Consider the following 14431-nt stretch of genomic DNA (forward strand, 5'->3'; position numbering starts at 1 on the left):
TTTGAAACCCTTCTTACTTCTGCTCTTGAGCTGGAGGCACGTCAGTCGCTGGAGTAGCCGACTTTTGCTCTTGAAGCACCGGGACATCATCAGAAGCCGGTTGTTGCTTAGGTACTTCCAACACTGCTGGATCTGGAAGACCTGCTTGAGTCAGCTGATGAGCTTTCTCTTTAGCAAAGTAACCTAACCCCAAGCTGGTTATGAAGAAACCGGCGGCAAGTATAGCAGTAAACTTACTAAGAAAGGTAGAGGAACCTTGGCTTCCGAACACAGTATTTGAAGCACCTGCTCCGAAAGACGCGCCAGCGTCCGCACCCTTACCCTGCTGCAGCAAAACCAGAGCAACTACGCCCAATGCACCCAGCAGATGAAAAACGACTACGACTGTTTCCAGCATTTTTTCAGTTTCCCGCGGCGCGACAAATCGCACCGAACTCATCTGCATTCAGGGAAGCTCCACCAATGAGCCCCCCATCGATATCCGGCATGCCGAACAGTTCGACCGCATTGGCCGCCTTCACGCTGCCGCCGTATAGAAGCCGCACACCTCGTGCGACTTCAGAATTCTCTGCCGCCAACTGCTCGCGAATGGCCTTATGCACATCCTGAGCCTGTTGCGGCGTTGCAGTCAGCCCGGTACCAATGGCCCAGACCGGCTCGTATGCAATCACTGCCTTGGCAAAGGCACCGACACCCAGCTCCTCGATGATGCTGCCCAGCTGACGCCCGACAACTTCAAGAGTTTTTCCGGCTTCGCGCTGCTCGAGGGTTTCCCCTACACACAACACCGGAGTCAAGCCACATGCCTGTGCCGCTGCGAACTTGCGATTCAGCATCCCGTCTCGCTCGCCCATAATCTGGCGGCGTTCGGAGTGCCCGACAAGCACCAGGGAACAACCTGCATCCACCAGTTGGCTGGGAGCAATCTCACCAGTCAACGCACCTTGCATGGCTTCCACCGCAGAATTCTGCGCGCCGACCGAAATCGACTTGCCTTTCAAGCCATCAATCACTTGATTGATATACAAGCAAGGCGGGAACACCGCGACATCAACACCGCTAGGCAAGGCCAGATGACGAAGGCCGTTGATCAGCTCAGCGACGCTGGCGCGGGTACCGTGCATCTTCCAGTTACCAGCTACCATAGGGCGACGCATGCTGTACCTCGTCGGTCAAAGTGGGCGCAGATGTTACCCAACACAATCATGGCTTGCAAGCCGTATCAGGCAGAAACTTCGGTTACCAGTTTTGCCAGCTCTTCGGCATAGCCGCGAACCTGGTTTTCGTCCTCGCCTTCGACCATTACGCGCACCAGAGGCTCTGTGCCGGACTTGCGCAGAAGCACGCGACCGCGCCCCGCCATCGCCTGAGTTACACGGGCACTGGCTTCCTTGACAGCCGGATGCTCCAGCGGGCTTTCACCGCCGCCAAAGCGAACGTTGATCAGCACCTGAGGGCACTTGCGCAACGCCTGACGCGTTTGCGCCAGACCTTCGTTGCGGGATTTCAGAGCCATCAACACCTGCAGAGCCGCGATGATCGCATCGCCCGTGGTGGTATGGTTGAAGCAGACCACATGCCCGGAGTTTTCCCCACCAACGAGCCAGTTGCGCTCTTGCAGTTCGGCAATCACGTAGCGGTCACCGACATTGGCGCGAACGAACGGGATCGACAGATCCGCAAGGGCCAGTTCGAGACCAAGATTGCTCATCAACGTACCGACGACGCCACCCTGCAACTTGCCACGCTCATGCAGATCGCGGGCAATGATAAACAGCAGGTCGTCACCATCAACAATGGCGCCGGTGTGATCGACCATCAGTACCCGATCGCCATCACCGTCGAAGGCGATACCCAGGTCCGCATGCTCAGCCAGAACGGCGGCCTGCAACGGCCCCATATGCGTGGAACCGCAGTTATCGTTGATGTTCAACCCATTCGGCTGGGCAGATAGCACGACAACTTCGGCACCCAGCTCACGGAAGACGCTAGGTGCAACCTTATAAGTCGCACCATGCGCGCAGTCGATGACGATCTTCAGGCCGGCGAAATTGGAGCCAGTAGGAACGCTGCTTTTGCAGAACTCGATGTAGCGACCCGATGCGTCATTGATTCGCGACACCTTGCCGATCTTGCTCGACTCGACAACGGTCATCGGCGTGTCGAGCAATTCTTCGATCATCAACTCCAACTCATCCGGCAGCTTGGTGCCTTTACCGGAGAAGAACTTGATGCCGTTGTCATCATGCGGGTTGTGCGAGGCACTTATCACGATACCGGCTTCAGCCTGGAACGTACGCGACAGATAAGCGATGGCAGGCGTCGGCATCGGGCCGAGCAGCATCACATCGGCGCCCGCCGAGGTCAGCCCGGCCTCGAGTGCCGATTCGAACATATAACCGGAGATCCGCGTGTCCTTGCCGACCAGCACCTTGCAGGCCCCCATCTTGCGGAAAGCCATACCAGCCGCCCAGCCGAGCTTGAGCATGAACTCAGGCGTGATCGGGTATTCACCAACACGACCGCGAATGCCGTCGGTACCAAAATATTTCTTGCTCATAAGTGCTCCATCATTCTTATTCGGCTGATTCAACGGCCGCGATCATTCGCACAACATCGACGGTTTCCGCCACATCGTGGACGCGCAATATACGTGCGCCTTTAACTGACGCCAGCGCCGCCAGCGCCAGTCCGCCGTGCAGGCGCTCGCCCACGGGACGGTTCAACGCGTGGCCAATCATACTCTTGCGCGAAACACCTACCAGCAATGGCCGTCCCAGCGCATGCAGAGCCTCCATGTGTTTGAACAAGCTTAGATTGTGCTGCAAGGTCTTGGCGAAGCCGAAGCCGGGATCAAGAATGATCCGCTCGGCGGGAATACCCGCCTGCGCGCACTGTTCCATGCGCTCGGCGAGAAACTCAGCGACCTCGCGAGTAACATCCTGATACTGCGGATTATCCTGCATATCGCCCGGTTCGCCGAGCATGTGCATGAGGCAGACCGGCAATCCGGTAGCCGCCGCCGCATCCAGCGCGCCATCGCGACGCAACGAACGCACATCGTTGATCAGGCCGGCACCGAGCCGTGCGGTTTCGCGCATGACTGCCGGGGTGGAAGTATCGACCGAGATGATGACATCCAACTCGCGATTGATCAGCTCGACAGTCGGCGCGACGCGCTCGAGCTCCTCCAGAGGAGAAACCGCTCGCGCGCCTGGCCGGGTCGATTCGCCGCCGACATCAATCAGCGTCGCGCCAGCCAGCACCATGGCTTCGGCATGGCGCAAAGCCGCATCGAGCTGGCTATAGCGGCCGCCGTCGGAAAAGGAATCAGGAGTGACATTGAGAATGCCCATGACATGCGTCTGGGCCAAATCAAGAGCCCGGTTGCCGCAAGGCAACCGGGTCAGGGACTGTACAGAAGTCATTTCAAGCCTTAAACGTCAGCAGCCGGACCGCCAATCGGTTTTTCCGGACGCTCATCCTGCACGACAGGCGGCGGAGGCGTACCGGTGCCACCCGACCAGTCGCGAGGTTCGCGAGGCGTGCGGCCGGCCATGATGTCGTCAATCTGCTCGGCATCGATGGTTTCGTACTTCATCAGCGCATCAGCCATGGCATCCAGCTTGTCACGGTTATCCGTGAGGATCTGCTTGGCGGTGCCGTAGCACTGATCAATGATGCTGCGCACTTCGGAGTCGATCAGTTTGGCTGTCTCACCGGAGAAGCTGGCAGCCTGACCACCACCACCGCGACCGAGGAACACTTCGCCTTCTTCTTCGGCGTACATCAGCGGACCGAGTTTTTCCGACAGACCCCATTTCGTCACCATGTTCCGGGCAATCTGACTTGCACGCATGATGTCGTTGGAGGCCCCGGTAGTCACACCATCGAAGCCCAGGGTCATTTCTTCAGCGATACGGCCACCGTACAACGAGCAGATCTGGCTGATTAGCGCACGTTTGGACAGGCTGTAGCGATCTTCTTCCGGCAGGAACATGGTCACACCCAGCGCACGACCGCGCGGAATGATAGACACCTTGTAGACCGGATCATGCTCGGGAACAACGCGACCGACAATGGCATGGCCAGCTTCGTGGTAGGCCGTGTTCTGCTTTTCTTTCTCGGACATGACCATGGATTTGCGCTCGGCGCCCATCATGATCTTGTCTTTCGCCAGTTCGAACTCTTTCATCTCGACGATGCGTTTGCCGCTACGTGCAGCGAACAACGACGCTTCGTTGACCAGGTTTGCCAGGTCAGCACCCGAGAAGCCCGGAGTACCACGTGCGATCACTGCCGGAGCAACGTCGTCGCCCATTGGCACTTTGCGCATGTGCACTTTCAGAATCTGCTCGCGACCGCGAATGTCTGGCAAGCCAACCACCACCTGACGGTCGAAACGGCCCGGACGCAGCAGCGCAGGGTCGAGTACGTCCGGACGGTTGGTCGCAGCAATCACGATGATGCCGTCATTCATTTCGAAGCCGTCCATCTCTACCAGCAACTGGTTGAGAGTCTGCTCACGTTCGTCGTGACCGCCACCCATGCCGGCGCCACGATGGCGACCTACGGCATCAATTTCGTCGATGAAGATGATGCAAGGGGCGTGCTTCTTGGCCTGCTCGAACATGTCGCGGACGCGGCTCGCGCCGACACCGACGAACATTTCGACGAAGTCAGAACCGGAAATGGTGAAGAACGGCACTTTCGCTTCGCCGGCAATTGCCTTGGCCAGCAAGGTTTTACCGGTACCCGGTGGGCCGACCATCAATACGCCGCGCGGAATACGACCGCCCAGACGCTGGAATTTGCCCGGATCACGCAGGAACTCAACCAGCTCGCCGACTTCTTCCTTGGCTTCGTCGCAACCGGCAACGTCAGCCAAAGTGGTTTTCACCTGATCTTCAGAGAGCAGGCGTGCCTTGCTCTTGCCGAAGCTCATCGGCCCGCCCTTGCCACCGGCACCACCCTGCATCTGGCGCATGAAGAACATGAACACCGCGATGATCACCAGGATCGGGAAGCTGGCTACCAGAAGCTGAGTCCAGATGCTTTGCTGTTCAGGCTGCTTGCCTTCAACCACAACGTGATTGTCGACCAGATCGCCGATCAGGCCATTGTCCTGAATTGCCGGACGAATGGTCTTGAAGCTGTCGCCATCGGTGCGCTTGCCGGTAATCACATAGCCGTCAACGGCTACGCGCTCGACCTTGCCATCCTTGACCTGCTGGATGAAGTCGGAATAGTTGAGGGTCTGCGGCTCGTTAGGGCTGGAGAAGTTGTTCATCACCGTCACCAGGACTGCCGCGATGATCAACCACAGGATCAGATTCTTTGCCATATCGTTCAATTAACTACCCTCTGAAGCAAGCTCCGCTACTGGCGCGCGCTTCGCATGATATTCACCGGCCTAACTTACTACATTACCTACAACTCTGGCAGGCGCCGTCTGTAACCCTTTGTGAAACACTTTCTACACAATATTCGCTTATGCCCGCAGAGCGAAATATGAAAAACCTATCGCTCCGCCGAAAAACCTCGTTTCACGCATCACAACCGCGATAACCCCAGGCCAGCATGTACTGCTCTCGGGAGCTGCCACGGGAAGAGTCTGGCTTGATCATCTGGATCTTGTCGAATTTCTTCCGAGCATCCTTCAGATAAACGTCGAACCCTTCGCCCTGGAAAATCTTGATGACGAAATTGCCACCGGGCTTGAGGATCCGTTCCGCCAGGTCCAGCGCCAGCTCGCACAGGAACATGGCCTTGGGCATATCCACTTCGGGCGTACCACTCATATTGGGGGCCATATCGGAAATCACAAGGTCCACCTGCGAATTACCCACAGCCTCAAGGATTTGAGCCAGCACCGAGTCCTCAGTGAAGTCACCTTGAATGAAGGTCACGTCCGGAATGCCGTCCATTTCAAGAATGTCCGAAGCGATCAGACGCCCCTGGCCACCGATCAGCCGACTGGTCACCTGCGACCAGCCACCCGGCGCCGCGCCGAGGTCGACCACGCTCATGCCCGGGCGGATCAATTTGTATTTTTCCTGGATCTCCAGCAGCTTGTAACTTGCACGCGAGCGGTAGCCATCCTTCTGCGCCTGCTTCACATAAGGATCGTTGACATGTCTTTTCAGCCAACCAAGGCTTGTCTTGGAACGCGCCATTGGGCACCTCGATGATTAGGGTCGTGATTAGTTGGGCGGATCCACGAACCCTCGGGTAAAATGGCCGCCATTTTACAGAATCCAGACGAAAGGGTCAGATTATGCCGCTCACTCCAGAGCAGAAGAAACAGTACAAATCCATCGGCCACCACCTCAAACCAGTGTTGACGGTAGCGGACAACGGTTTGACTGAAGGTGTTTTAGCCGAACTTGAACGCGCCTTGGCCGATCACGAGCTGATCAAGATCAAGCTCAATATCCTCGATCGCGAGTCGCGCCTGGCGCACATCGCCGAGCTGTGCAAGGTCGGCAAAGCGGACCTGGTTCAGGTCATCGGCAAGATGGCTCTGGTCTACCGCAAGAACTTCAGCGCCAACAAGCAGCTGTCGAACGTTCATCGCTTCAAGTGATGCGCAGGGTCAAGGGTGTGCTTCGCGCACCCTGCCACCCCATCCCGGCACCGGCTGCATGACCAGCACCAGCCCGGAAAATCCCAGCACCAGATAACTGAATACCTGCCAGCGCTGCGCATCCGGCCAGCCGACACGCACAGCGACATACATCGCGCACGCGTACAACGCCATCAACAGCACCTGCCCGCGAAAATCCCGCCATAGACTGGCAAGGCCCTCGGCCTGTACCAGCACCAAAGCCTGAAAGATCACGCACAGAGCGGCGAACCCCACCACCAGCACTTCGAATGCACTGGCGACTTCGTCGATCAACAGCGGCGCCAAGCCGATCTGGCCCAGCGCCGGCTGCAAACCGACATGAATCAACCATAGCCCACCGACCCAAAGCATCTGGGTCAGTTGCCAAAGCATGGCGCCCGCATGCAGCGGGCGCCTTCTTTCAGATGTGACGAACTTCGACAATCTCGTACTCGATCACGCCGCTTGGCGTTTTGACGGCGACAACGTCACCCTCTTCCTTGCCAATCAAGGCGCGGGCCAGCGGCGAACCGACGGAGATCTTGCCGAGTTTGAAGTCAGCCTCATCCTCACCCACGATGTGGTAAGTGACGCTTTCATCAGTCTCGACGTTGGCGATCTCGACGGTGGTACCGAAAATCACTTTGCCGGTGTGAGGAATGGTCGTGACATCGATGATGACCTGATTCTGAATCCGGCCTTCGATATCACGAATACGCGCCTCGACCATGCCTTGCTGTTCGCGGGCAGCATGGTATTCAGCGTTTTCCTTCAAGTCACCCAACTCGCGGGCCGTACCGATGTCCTGGCTGAGCTTCGGACGGACGACCTTGGTCAGGTGAGCATGCTCCTCTTCCAGGGCGCGAGCGCCCTGAACAGTCATTGGGTACTTGGTTATGCTCATGCCTTCAATCCTGCGTGTAGATCCTGCAAGCGGCGCACGGTCTTTTCCGGACCGAACTTCAGCGCTTCGCAGATCGCTTCGCCCGCAGCAATAGTGGTGGTGCAGTAGATCTTGTGCTGCAGGGCGTTGCGACGAATGGAGTACGAATCGGCGATCGACTGACGACCTTCGGTGGTGTTGATGATCAGCGTGACTTCGTCATTCTTGATCATGTCGACCACGTGCGGACGACCCTCGGTCACCTTGTTCACGCGGCGCACTTTCAGGCCTGCAGCTTCGATCAGCTTGGCAGTGCCGGCAGTGGCGACCACTTCGAAGCCCAAGTTGATCAGATCACGGGCCACGCCTGCAACCAGTGGTTTGTCGTCATCGCGCACGCTGATGAACGCGGTACCGCCGGTCGGCAGCACTTCACTGGCGCCCATCTGCGCTTTGGCGAATGCTTCGCCGAAGGTGTCGCCGACGCCCATCACTTCACCGGTCGACTTCATCTCTGGGCCGAGGATCGGGTCAACGCCAGGGAACTTGGCGAACGGGAACACCGCCTCTTTCACGCTGTAGAAGTTCGGGATGATTTCCTTGGTGAAGCCGATTTCCTTCAGGGTCTTACCGGCCATCACGCGCGCAGCGATCATGGCCAGGGAAACACCGATGCACTTGGAAACGAACGGTACGGTACGCGAGGCGCGCGGGTTGACTTCGATGACGTAGATGTCTTCGCCCTGCAAAGCCAACTGCACGTTCATCAGGCCGACAACGCCCAGTTCCAGAGCCATTTTCTTGACCTGTTCGCGCATCTCGTCCTGGATGTGTGCCGGCAGCGAGTACGGCGGCAGCGAGCAAGCGGAGTCACCGGAGTGAACGCCCGCCTGTTCGATGTGCTGCATGATCGCGCCGATCACTACATCTTTGCCGTCGCAGACCGCATCCACGTCCATTTCGATGGCGCAGTTGAGGAAGTGGTCGAGCAGCACCGGGCTGTCGTTGGACACTTGCACCGCGTCACGCAGATAGCGCTTGAGTTCGTCTTCCTTGTAAACGATTTCCATCGCACGGCCGCCCAACACGTAGGACGGGCGCACCACCAGCGGATAACCGATCTTCGCCGCAGCACGAACGGCTTCGTCTTCGCTGCGCACAGTGGCGTTTGGCGGCTGACGCAGGTTCAGACGCTCGACCATTTGCTGGAAGCGCTCACGGTCTTCGGCGCGGTCGATGGCGTCAGGGCTGGTGCCGATGATCGGCACGCCAGCAGCTTCCAGTGCGCGAGCCAGTTTCAGCGGAGTCTGGCCGCCGTACTGGACGATCACGCCTTTCGGCTTCTCGACGCGGCAGATTTCCAGTACGTCTTCCAGGGTTACCGGCTCGAAGTACAGACGGTCGGAAGTGTCGTAGTCGGTGGATACGGTTTCCGGGTTGCAGTTGACCATGATGGTTTCGTAGCCGTCTTCGCGCAGGGCGAGAGCAGCGTGAACGCAGCAGTAGTCGAACTCGATGCCCTGGCCGATACGGTTCGGACCGCCGCCCAGAATCATGATCTTGTCGCGACCCGACGGCGCGGCCTCGCACTCTTCCTCGTAGGTCGAGTACAGGTAAGCGGTGTCGGTAGCGAACTCGGCGGCGCAGGTGTCAACGCGCTTGTAGACCGGGAACACTTCCAGCTTCTGACGATGCGTACGCAGGTTTTTCTCGGTGACGCCCAGCAGTTTCGCCAGACGCTGATCAGAGAAGCCTTTGCGCTTGAGCTTGAACATCAGGTCGCGGTCGATCGAGGACAGACCGAGGGTCTTGACCTTCTCTTCGTCCTTGATCAGGTCTTCGATCTGCACCAGGAACCACGGGTCGATCATGTTCATGCCGAAGATGTCTTCGACCGACAGACCGGCGCGGAAGGCGTCAGCCACGTACCAGATACGCTCGGCGCCCGGCACGGTCAGTTCGCGCTTGAGCACGCTCATGCTGTCCGGGTTGCTCAGATCGAGCTTCTCGTCCAGACCGCAAACGCCGACTTCCAGACCGCGCAGGGCTTTCTGCAGGGATTCCTGGAAGGTCCGGCCGATGGCCATGACTTCACCGACCGACTTCATTTGCGTGGTCAGGCGCGCGTCAGCCTTGGCGAATTTCTCGAAGGCGAAGCGTGGCAGCTTGGTAACGACGTAGTCGATCGACGGTTCGAAGGACGCCGGGGTCTTGCCGCCGGTGATGTCGTTCGACAGCTCATCAAGGGTGTAGCCCACAGCCAGTTTGGCCGCGACCTTGGCGATCGGGAAACCGGTGGCTTTCGAAGCCAGTGCCGAGGAGCGCGAAACACGCGGGTTCATTTCGATCACGACCATACGGCCAGTGTTCGGGCAGATACCGAACTGCACGTTCGAACCACCGGTCTCGACGCCGATCTCGCGCAGTACCGCCAGCGAGGCGTTACGCAGGATCTGGTATTCCTTGTCGGTCAGCGTCTGGGCTGGAGCTACGGTGATCGAGTCGCCGGTGTGCACGCCCATCGGGTCGAAGTTTTCGATCGAGCAGACGATGATGCAGTTGTCCTTTTTGTCGCGGACAACTTCCATTTCATATTCTTTCCAGCCGATCAGCGATTCGTCGATCAGCAGCTCTTTGGTCGGCGACAGGTCCAGACCACGGGCGCAGATTTCTTCGAACTCTTCACGGTTGTAAGCGATACCGCCACCGGTGCCGCCCATGGTGAAGGACGGACGGATGATGCACGGGAAACCGAGGGTTTCGAGGACCGCGTTGGCTTCTTCCATGCTGTGGGCGATGCCGGAACGCGGGCACGCCAGGCCGATGGATTTCATCGCCTTGTCGAAACGCGAACGGTCTTCAGCCTTGTCGATGGTGTCGGCGTTGGCACCGATCATCTCTACGCCGAACTTCTCCAGAACGCCTTCGCGCTCCAGGTCCAAAGCGCAGTTCAGAGCGGTCTGGCCACCCATGGTTGGCAGCACGGCGTCCGGACGCTCTTTTTCGATGATCTTGGCCACGGTCTGCCACTTGATCGGTTCGATGTAGGTGGCGTCGGCCATGTCCGGGTCGGTCATGATGGTGGCCGGGTTGGAGTTCACCAGGATGACGCGGTAACCCTCTTCGCGCAGGGCTTTGCAGGCCTGGGCGCCGGAGTAGTCGAATTCGCAGGCCTGGCCGATCACGATCGGGCCAGCGCCGAGAATCAGGATGCTTTTAATGTCTGTACGTTTTGGCATGGTTTGTCACTCAAATCCGCAGGTCAGTCGGCAAGCCGTCTTGATCGATTTCTGAAGTCCCGAAGGGGCCGCCGGTACCGGGGCCGCCCTCGAGGCCTTCTCTCTACAGTCTCAAGGCGAACGCTTAGCGTCGCTTGGCCATCTCGTTGATGAAGCGGTCGAACAGTGGCGCGACATCGTTCGGGCCCGGGCTCGCTTCAGGGTGACCCTGGAAGCTGAACGCGCTCTTGTCGGTGCGCTCGATGCCTTGCAGGGTGCCGTCGAACAGCGATTTGTGGATCGCGCGCACGTTGGCTGGCAGGGTGGCTTCGTCTACCGCAAAACCGTGGTTCTGGCTGGTGATCATCACCACGCCGGTGTCCAGATCCTGCACCGGGTGGTTGGCACCGTGGTGGCCGTGGCCCATTTTCAAGGTCTTGGCGCCGGAGGCCAGAGCCAGCAACTGGTGGCCGAGGCAGATGCCGAATACCGGCGTCTCGGTTTCCAGCACTTCCTTGATCGCCTGGATCGCGTAGTCGCATGGCTCCGGATCACCAGGGCCGTTGGACAGGAACACGCCGTCCGGCTTCAGCGCCAGCACATCGGCGGCTGGAGTCTGCGCAGGCACTACGGTGACGCGGCAGCCGCGCTCGACCAGCATGCGCAGGATGTTGACCTTGACGCCGTAGTCGTAGGCGACCACGTGGTATGGCAGCTCGGAAGCTTCGATGGTCGCGTGGCTGTCGGTTTTCAGATCCCAGACAGTCGAGCGCCATTCGTATTGGGTCTTGGTGCTGACGACTTTCGCCAGGTCCATGCCCTTCAGGCCCGGGAAGCCTTGCGCAGCGGCGATGGCCGCTTCTTCGGAGATGTTGTCGCCGGCCATGATGCAGCCGTTCTGAGCGCCTTTTTCACGCAGGATGCGGGTCAGGCGACGGGTGTCGATACCGGCGATTGCCACCACGTTGTTGGCTTTCAGGTAATCGGACAGGGACATCGTGTTACGCCAGTTGCTCGCTACCAGCGGCAGGTCACGGATGACCAGGCCAGCGGACCAGACGCGGTTGGACTCGGCGTCTTCCGGCGTGGTGCCGGTGTTACCGATGTGCGGGTAAGTCAGGGTAACGATCTGTTGGGCGTAGGAAGGATCGGTAAGGATTTCCTGATAGCCGGTCATTGCGGTGTTGAACACCACCTCACCAACGGTCTGACCGTCGGCTCCAATGGCTTCGCCGCGAAAAATGCTGCCATCAGCAAGGGCGAGTATGGCTGGCTTAGTCAAGAAGACCTCCCGTAAATAACGCATGAAAGGGCAATCGCAGGTTGTAAAAAAGCGGAGTGACGTATGGACACGTCACCCCGCTTCTTCACTGAAATTATTCTGCGCGCTTTTAGTGGACACACTAAAGCTGTAGCTTACAGAAAAGGGCGTTTTTGGTCCACCGCTAAAGAGCCTTAAAGGCCGGAGAATGCGACAGGTCGTCGCCAAGCGGTAAAAACCGGCGCAAAACGGGACGCTTGCGCCGGGTTCAGCAACGACTCAACGCAGGTCGAGCACGTCTTGCATGTCGTACAGGCCCGGCTCGCGACCGTCCAGCCACAGCGCCGCACGCACCGCGCCCTTGGCGAAGGTCATGCGGCTAGATGCCTTGTGGGTGATCTCGACGCGCTCGCCATCGGCAGCGAACAGCACGGTGTGATCACCGACGATATCGCCAGCACGCACGGTGGCGAAACCAATGGTTTCACGCTCACGCGCACCGGTCTGGCCTTCGCGACCGTAGACCGCGACCTTCTTCAGATCACGCCCCAGCGCATCAGCAATCACTTCACCCATGCGCACCGCCGTACCGGACGGAGCATCGACCTTGTGGCGGTGATGGGCTTCCATGATCTCGATATCGACATCGTCGCCCAGCACGCGCGCAGCGGTGTCGAGCAACTTCAGGCACAGGTTGACGCCGACGCTGAAGTTGGCGGCGAAGACGATCGGAATGTCCTTGCCCGCATCGGCCAGCAATTGCTTCTCTTCAACACTGAAACCGGTGGTGCCGATGATCATCGCTTTGCCGTGCTTGCGGCAGAACGCGAGATTCTTCAGGGTCACGGTCGGGTGAGTGAAGTCGATCAACACATCGAACTCCTCAACCACACGATCCAGATCACCGGACAGCGGCACGCCGATACGGCCCAGCGCTGCCAGCTCACCGGCATCCGCGCCGACCAGCGTGCTGTCGGGACGATCGACCGCAGCCGTCAGACCGGCCCCCGGCGTCTGCTGCACCGCTTCAATCAGGGTCTTGCCCATGCGCCCGGCGGCGCCCATCACTGCAATACGTCGCATGCCGACTCCTTACAAATCGCCGAAGAAACGCTTCACACCGTCGAACCAACCGGTGGTTTTCGGCGAGTGGCTGTTGTCGTCGGCCAGAGAGCTGCGGAATTCTTCCAGCAGCTCACGCTGACGACGGTTGAGGTTGACCGGCGTTTCCACAGCGACACGGCACATCAGGTCGCCGGCACCGCCGCCACGCACTGGCGCAACGCCCTTGCCGCGTACGCGGAATTGCTTGCCGGTCTGCGTGCCTTCAGGGATTTTCAGTTTGACGCGACCGTCGAGGGTCGGAATCTCCAACTCGCCGCCCAGTGCAGCGTCGACGAAGCTGATCGGCACTTCGCAGAACAGATGCTTGCCGTCACGCTGGAAGATGTCGTGTTCGCGCACATTGATCACAACGTACAAGTCGCCAGTCGGCCCGCCCTGGGTACCCGCCTCGCCTTCGCCGGACAGACGAATACGGTCGCCAGTATCAACACCGGCAGGCACTTTGACCGACAGGGTTTTGTACTCTTCGACACGACCGTCGCCGTGGCAGGAGTCGCACGGATCGGAAATGATTTTGCCCTGGCCATGGCAGCGCGGGCAGGTCTGCTGCACCGAGAAGAAGCCCTGCTGCATGCGCACCTGGCCGATGCCGCCGCAGGTCGGGCACGTCGTCGGCGACGAGCCTTTCTTGGCCCCCGAACCATCGCACGGCTTGCAGTTGACCAGTGTCGGAACGCGGATATTCACCGACGTGCCGCGCACCGCTTCTTCCAGATTCAGTTCCAGGGTGTAGCGCAGATCGCTGCCACGCTGAGCGCCGCCACGGGCACCGCCGCGACCGCCACCGAAGAAATCACTGAAGACATCGCCGAAGATGTCCGAGAAGTTCTGGCCACCGAAACCGGCACCGCCGCCACCCATGCTCGGATCGACGCCGGCATGACCATACTGGTCGTATGCCGCGCGCTTGCTGGCGTCGGACAACACTTCATAGGCCTCGTTGGCCTCTTTGAATGCTTCTTCCGAAGCTTTGTCGCCGGGATTACGGTCGGGGTGGTGCTTCATGGCCAGGCGGCGATAGGCCTTCTTCAGGTCCGCTTCGCTCGTGCCCCGCTCGACACCCAATACTTCGTAATAGTCACGCTTTGCCATAAGTTCTTTGCACTCTTAAGGACGTTCGGCAAACCCCTCCTGAGCCTCGCCAAACTCGTTGAGCCCCCATTAAGGCCCGGACCCAACTCACGTCAATTCAACGATCCTGGTCTTGATTGATGCGGTATCTGCGGCGCGAAAAGCAGGAGCATTCCCGGCCATACCGCCAGCATCCGAACGGTGTCGCATGCTGTAAAAATTCGCGTATTCCAGATACGCCAACGCGGGAGGCAAGCTCCCGCGCG

Annotated in this window: 13 protein-coding genes; 1 reads left to right on the top strand and 12 read right to left on the bottom strand. The window is 59.1% G+C overall.

Features of this window, described 5'->3' with window-relative positions; translation table 11 throughout:
* Nucleotides 1-13: 13 nt before the first annotated feature.
* The 6 genes from secG to rlmE all read right to left on the bottom strand — a co-directional run bounded on the left by secG (nucleotide 14) and on the right by rlmE (nucleotide 6176).
* Complete coding sequence (secG, locus tag J2Y39_RS25500) at nucleotides 14-397, bottom strand: preprotein translocase subunit SecG (RefSeq protein ID WP_016771756.1); 384 nt, start codon at nucleotides 395-397, stop codon at nucleotides 14-16.
* Nucleotides 398-401: 4 nt separating this feature from the next.
* A complete protein-coding gene (tpiA, locus tag J2Y39_RS25505) occupies nucleotides 402-1157 on the bottom strand; it encodes a triose-phosphate isomerase (RefSeq protein WP_056782873.1) in 756 nt (251 codons plus the stop codon).
* Nucleotides 1158-1222: 65 nt separating this feature from the next.
* Nucleotides 1223-2560 carry a phosphoglucosamine mutase gene (gene glmM, locus J2Y39_RS25510; RefSeq protein ID WP_310220322.1) on the bottom strand — a complete coding sequence of 446 codons (1338 nt, stop codon included), beginning with the start codon at nucleotides 2558-2560 and terminating at the stop codon, nucleotides 1223-1225.
* A gap of 16 nt (nucleotides 2561-2576) precedes the next feature.
* Nucleotides 2577-3428 (bottom strand): dihydropteroate synthase, encoded by an 852-nt coding sequence (gene folP / locus J2Y39_RS25515; RefSeq protein ID WP_310220324.1) that lies wholly within the window; start codon nucleotides 3426-3428, stop codon nucleotides 2577-2579.
* Between the two features lie 8 nt (nucleotides 3429-3436).
* Nucleotides 3437-5344, bottom strand: coding sequence for an ATP-dependent zinc metalloprotease FtsH (ftsH, locus tag J2Y39_RS25520; RefSeq protein WP_016771759.1), 1908 nt, complete (start codon nucleotides 5342-5344; stop codon nucleotides 3437-3439).
* Nucleotides 5345-5546: 202 nt separating this feature from the next.
* Nucleotides 5547-6176 carry a 23S rRNA (uridine(2552)-2'-O)-methyltransferase RlmE gene (gene rlmE, locus J2Y39_RS25525; protein ID WP_310220326.1) on the bottom strand — a complete coding sequence of 210 codons (630 nt, stop codon included), beginning with the start codon at nucleotides 6174-6176 and terminating at the stop codon, nucleotides 5547-5549.
* Between the two features lie 101 nt (nucleotides 6177-6277).
* On the opposite strand from rlmE, the gene J2Y39_RS25530 reads away from it, so the two are divergent.
* Nucleotides 6278-6586 carry a YhbY family RNA-binding protein gene (locus J2Y39_RS25530; RefSeq protein ID WP_016771761.1) on the top strand — a complete coding sequence of 103 codons (309 nt, stop codon included), beginning with the start codon at nucleotides 6278-6280 and terminating at the stop codon, nucleotides 6584-6586.
* Between the two features lie 9 nt (nucleotides 6587-6595).
* Here the strand turns inward: J2Y39_RS25530 and J2Y39_RS25535 are convergent, their stop codons facing one another.
* The 6 genes from J2Y39_RS25535 to dnaJ all read right to left on the bottom strand — a co-directional run bounded on the left by J2Y39_RS25535 (nucleotide 6596) and on the right by dnaJ (nucleotide 14186).
* Nucleotides 6596-7000 (bottom strand): hypothetical protein, encoded by a 405-nt coding sequence (locus tag J2Y39_RS25535; protein ID WP_056782864.1) that lies wholly within the window; start codon nucleotides 6998-7000, stop codon nucleotides 6596-6598.
* Nucleotides 7001-7028: 28 nt separating this feature from the next.
* Entirely contained in the window at nucleotides 7029-7505 is a 477-nt protein-coding gene (gene greA / locus J2Y39_RS25540) for a transcription elongation factor GreA (RefSeq protein WP_038861135.1), read from the bottom strand.
* A gap of 2 nt (nucleotides 7506-7507) precedes the next feature.
* On the bottom strand, nucleotides 7508-10729 hold the full coding sequence (carB, locus tag J2Y39_RS25545; protein WP_016771764.1) for a carbamoyl-phosphate synthase large subunit: 3222 nt from the start codon (nucleotides 10727-10729) through the stop codon (nucleotides 7508-7510).
* Nucleotides 10730-10853: 124 nt separating this feature from the next.
* On the bottom strand, nucleotides 10854-11990 hold the full coding sequence (gene carA / locus J2Y39_RS25550; RefSeq protein ID WP_310220329.1) for a glutamine-hydrolyzing carbamoyl-phosphate synthase small subunit: 1137 nt from the start codon (nucleotides 11988-11990) through the stop codon (nucleotides 10854-10856).
* A 258-nt stretch (nucleotides 11991-12248) separates the two neighbouring features.
* The gene (dapB, locus tag J2Y39_RS25555) at nucleotides 12249-13052 is read right to left on the bottom strand and encodes a 4-hydroxy-tetrahydrodipicolinate reductase (protein ID WP_041477928.1); all 804 of its coding nucleotides are present in this window, start codon (nucleotides 13050-13052) and stop codon (nucleotides 12249-12251) included.
* A 9-nt stretch (nucleotides 13053-13061) separates the two neighbouring features.
* On the bottom strand, nucleotides 13062-14186 hold the full coding sequence (gene dnaJ, locus J2Y39_RS25560) for a molecular chaperone DnaJ (RefSeq protein WP_016771767.1): 1125 nt from the start codon (nucleotides 14184-14186) through the stop codon (nucleotides 13062-13064).
* Nucleotides 14187-14431 lie beyond the last annotated feature (245 nt).

The sequence above is a fragment of the Pseudomonas sp. 2957 genome (assembly GCF_031456345.1).
GTDB classification, from domain to species: domain Bacteria; phylum Pseudomonadota; class Gammaproteobacteria; order Pseudomonadales; family Pseudomonadaceae; genus Aquipseudomonas; species Aquipseudomonas siliginis.

Bases quoted from the DNA above. Each gene is read 5' to 3' on its own strand.
- rlmE (WP_310220326.1), bottom strand. From the start codon at position 6,176: ATGGCGCGTTCCAAGACAAGCCTTGGTTGGCTGAAAAGACATGTCAAC.
- ftsH (WP_016771759.1), bottom strand. From the start codon at position 5,344: ATGGCAAAGAATCTGATCCTGTGGTTGATCATCGCGGCAGTCCTGGTG.
- J2Y39_RS25530 (WP_016771761.1), top strand. From the start codon at position 6,278: ATGCCGCTCACTCCAGAGCAGAAGAAACAGTACAAATCCATCGGCCAC.
- carB (WP_016771764.1), bottom strand. From the start codon at position 10,729: ATGCCAAAACGTACAGACATTAAAAGCATCCTGATTCTCGGCGCTGGC.
- dnaJ (WP_016771767.1), bottom strand. From the start codon at position 14,186: ATGGCAAAGCGTGACTATTACGAAGTATTGGGTGTCGAGCGGGGCACG.
- glmM (WP_310220322.1), bottom strand. From the start codon at position 2,560: ATGAGCAAGAAATATTTTGGTACCGACGGCATTCGCGGTCGTGTTGGT.
- folP (WP_310220324.1), bottom strand. From the start codon at position 3,428: ATGACTTCTGTACAGTCCCTGACCCGGTTGCCTTGCGGCAACCGGGCT.
- dapB (WP_041477928.1), bottom strand. From the start codon at position 13,052: ATGCGACGTATTGCAGTGATGGGCGCCGCCGGGCGCATGGGCAAGACC.
- J2Y39_RS25535 (WP_056782864.1), bottom strand. From the start codon at position 7,000: ATGCTTTGGCAACTGACCCAGATGCTTTGGGTCGGTGGGCTATGGTTG.
- tpiA (WP_056782873.1), bottom strand. From the start codon at position 1,157: ATGCGTCGCCCTATGGTAGCTGGTAACTGGAAGATGCACGGTACCCGC.
- secG (WP_016771756.1), bottom strand. From the start codon at position 397: ATGCTGGAAACAGTCGTAGTCGTTTTTCATCTGCTGGGTGCATTGGGC.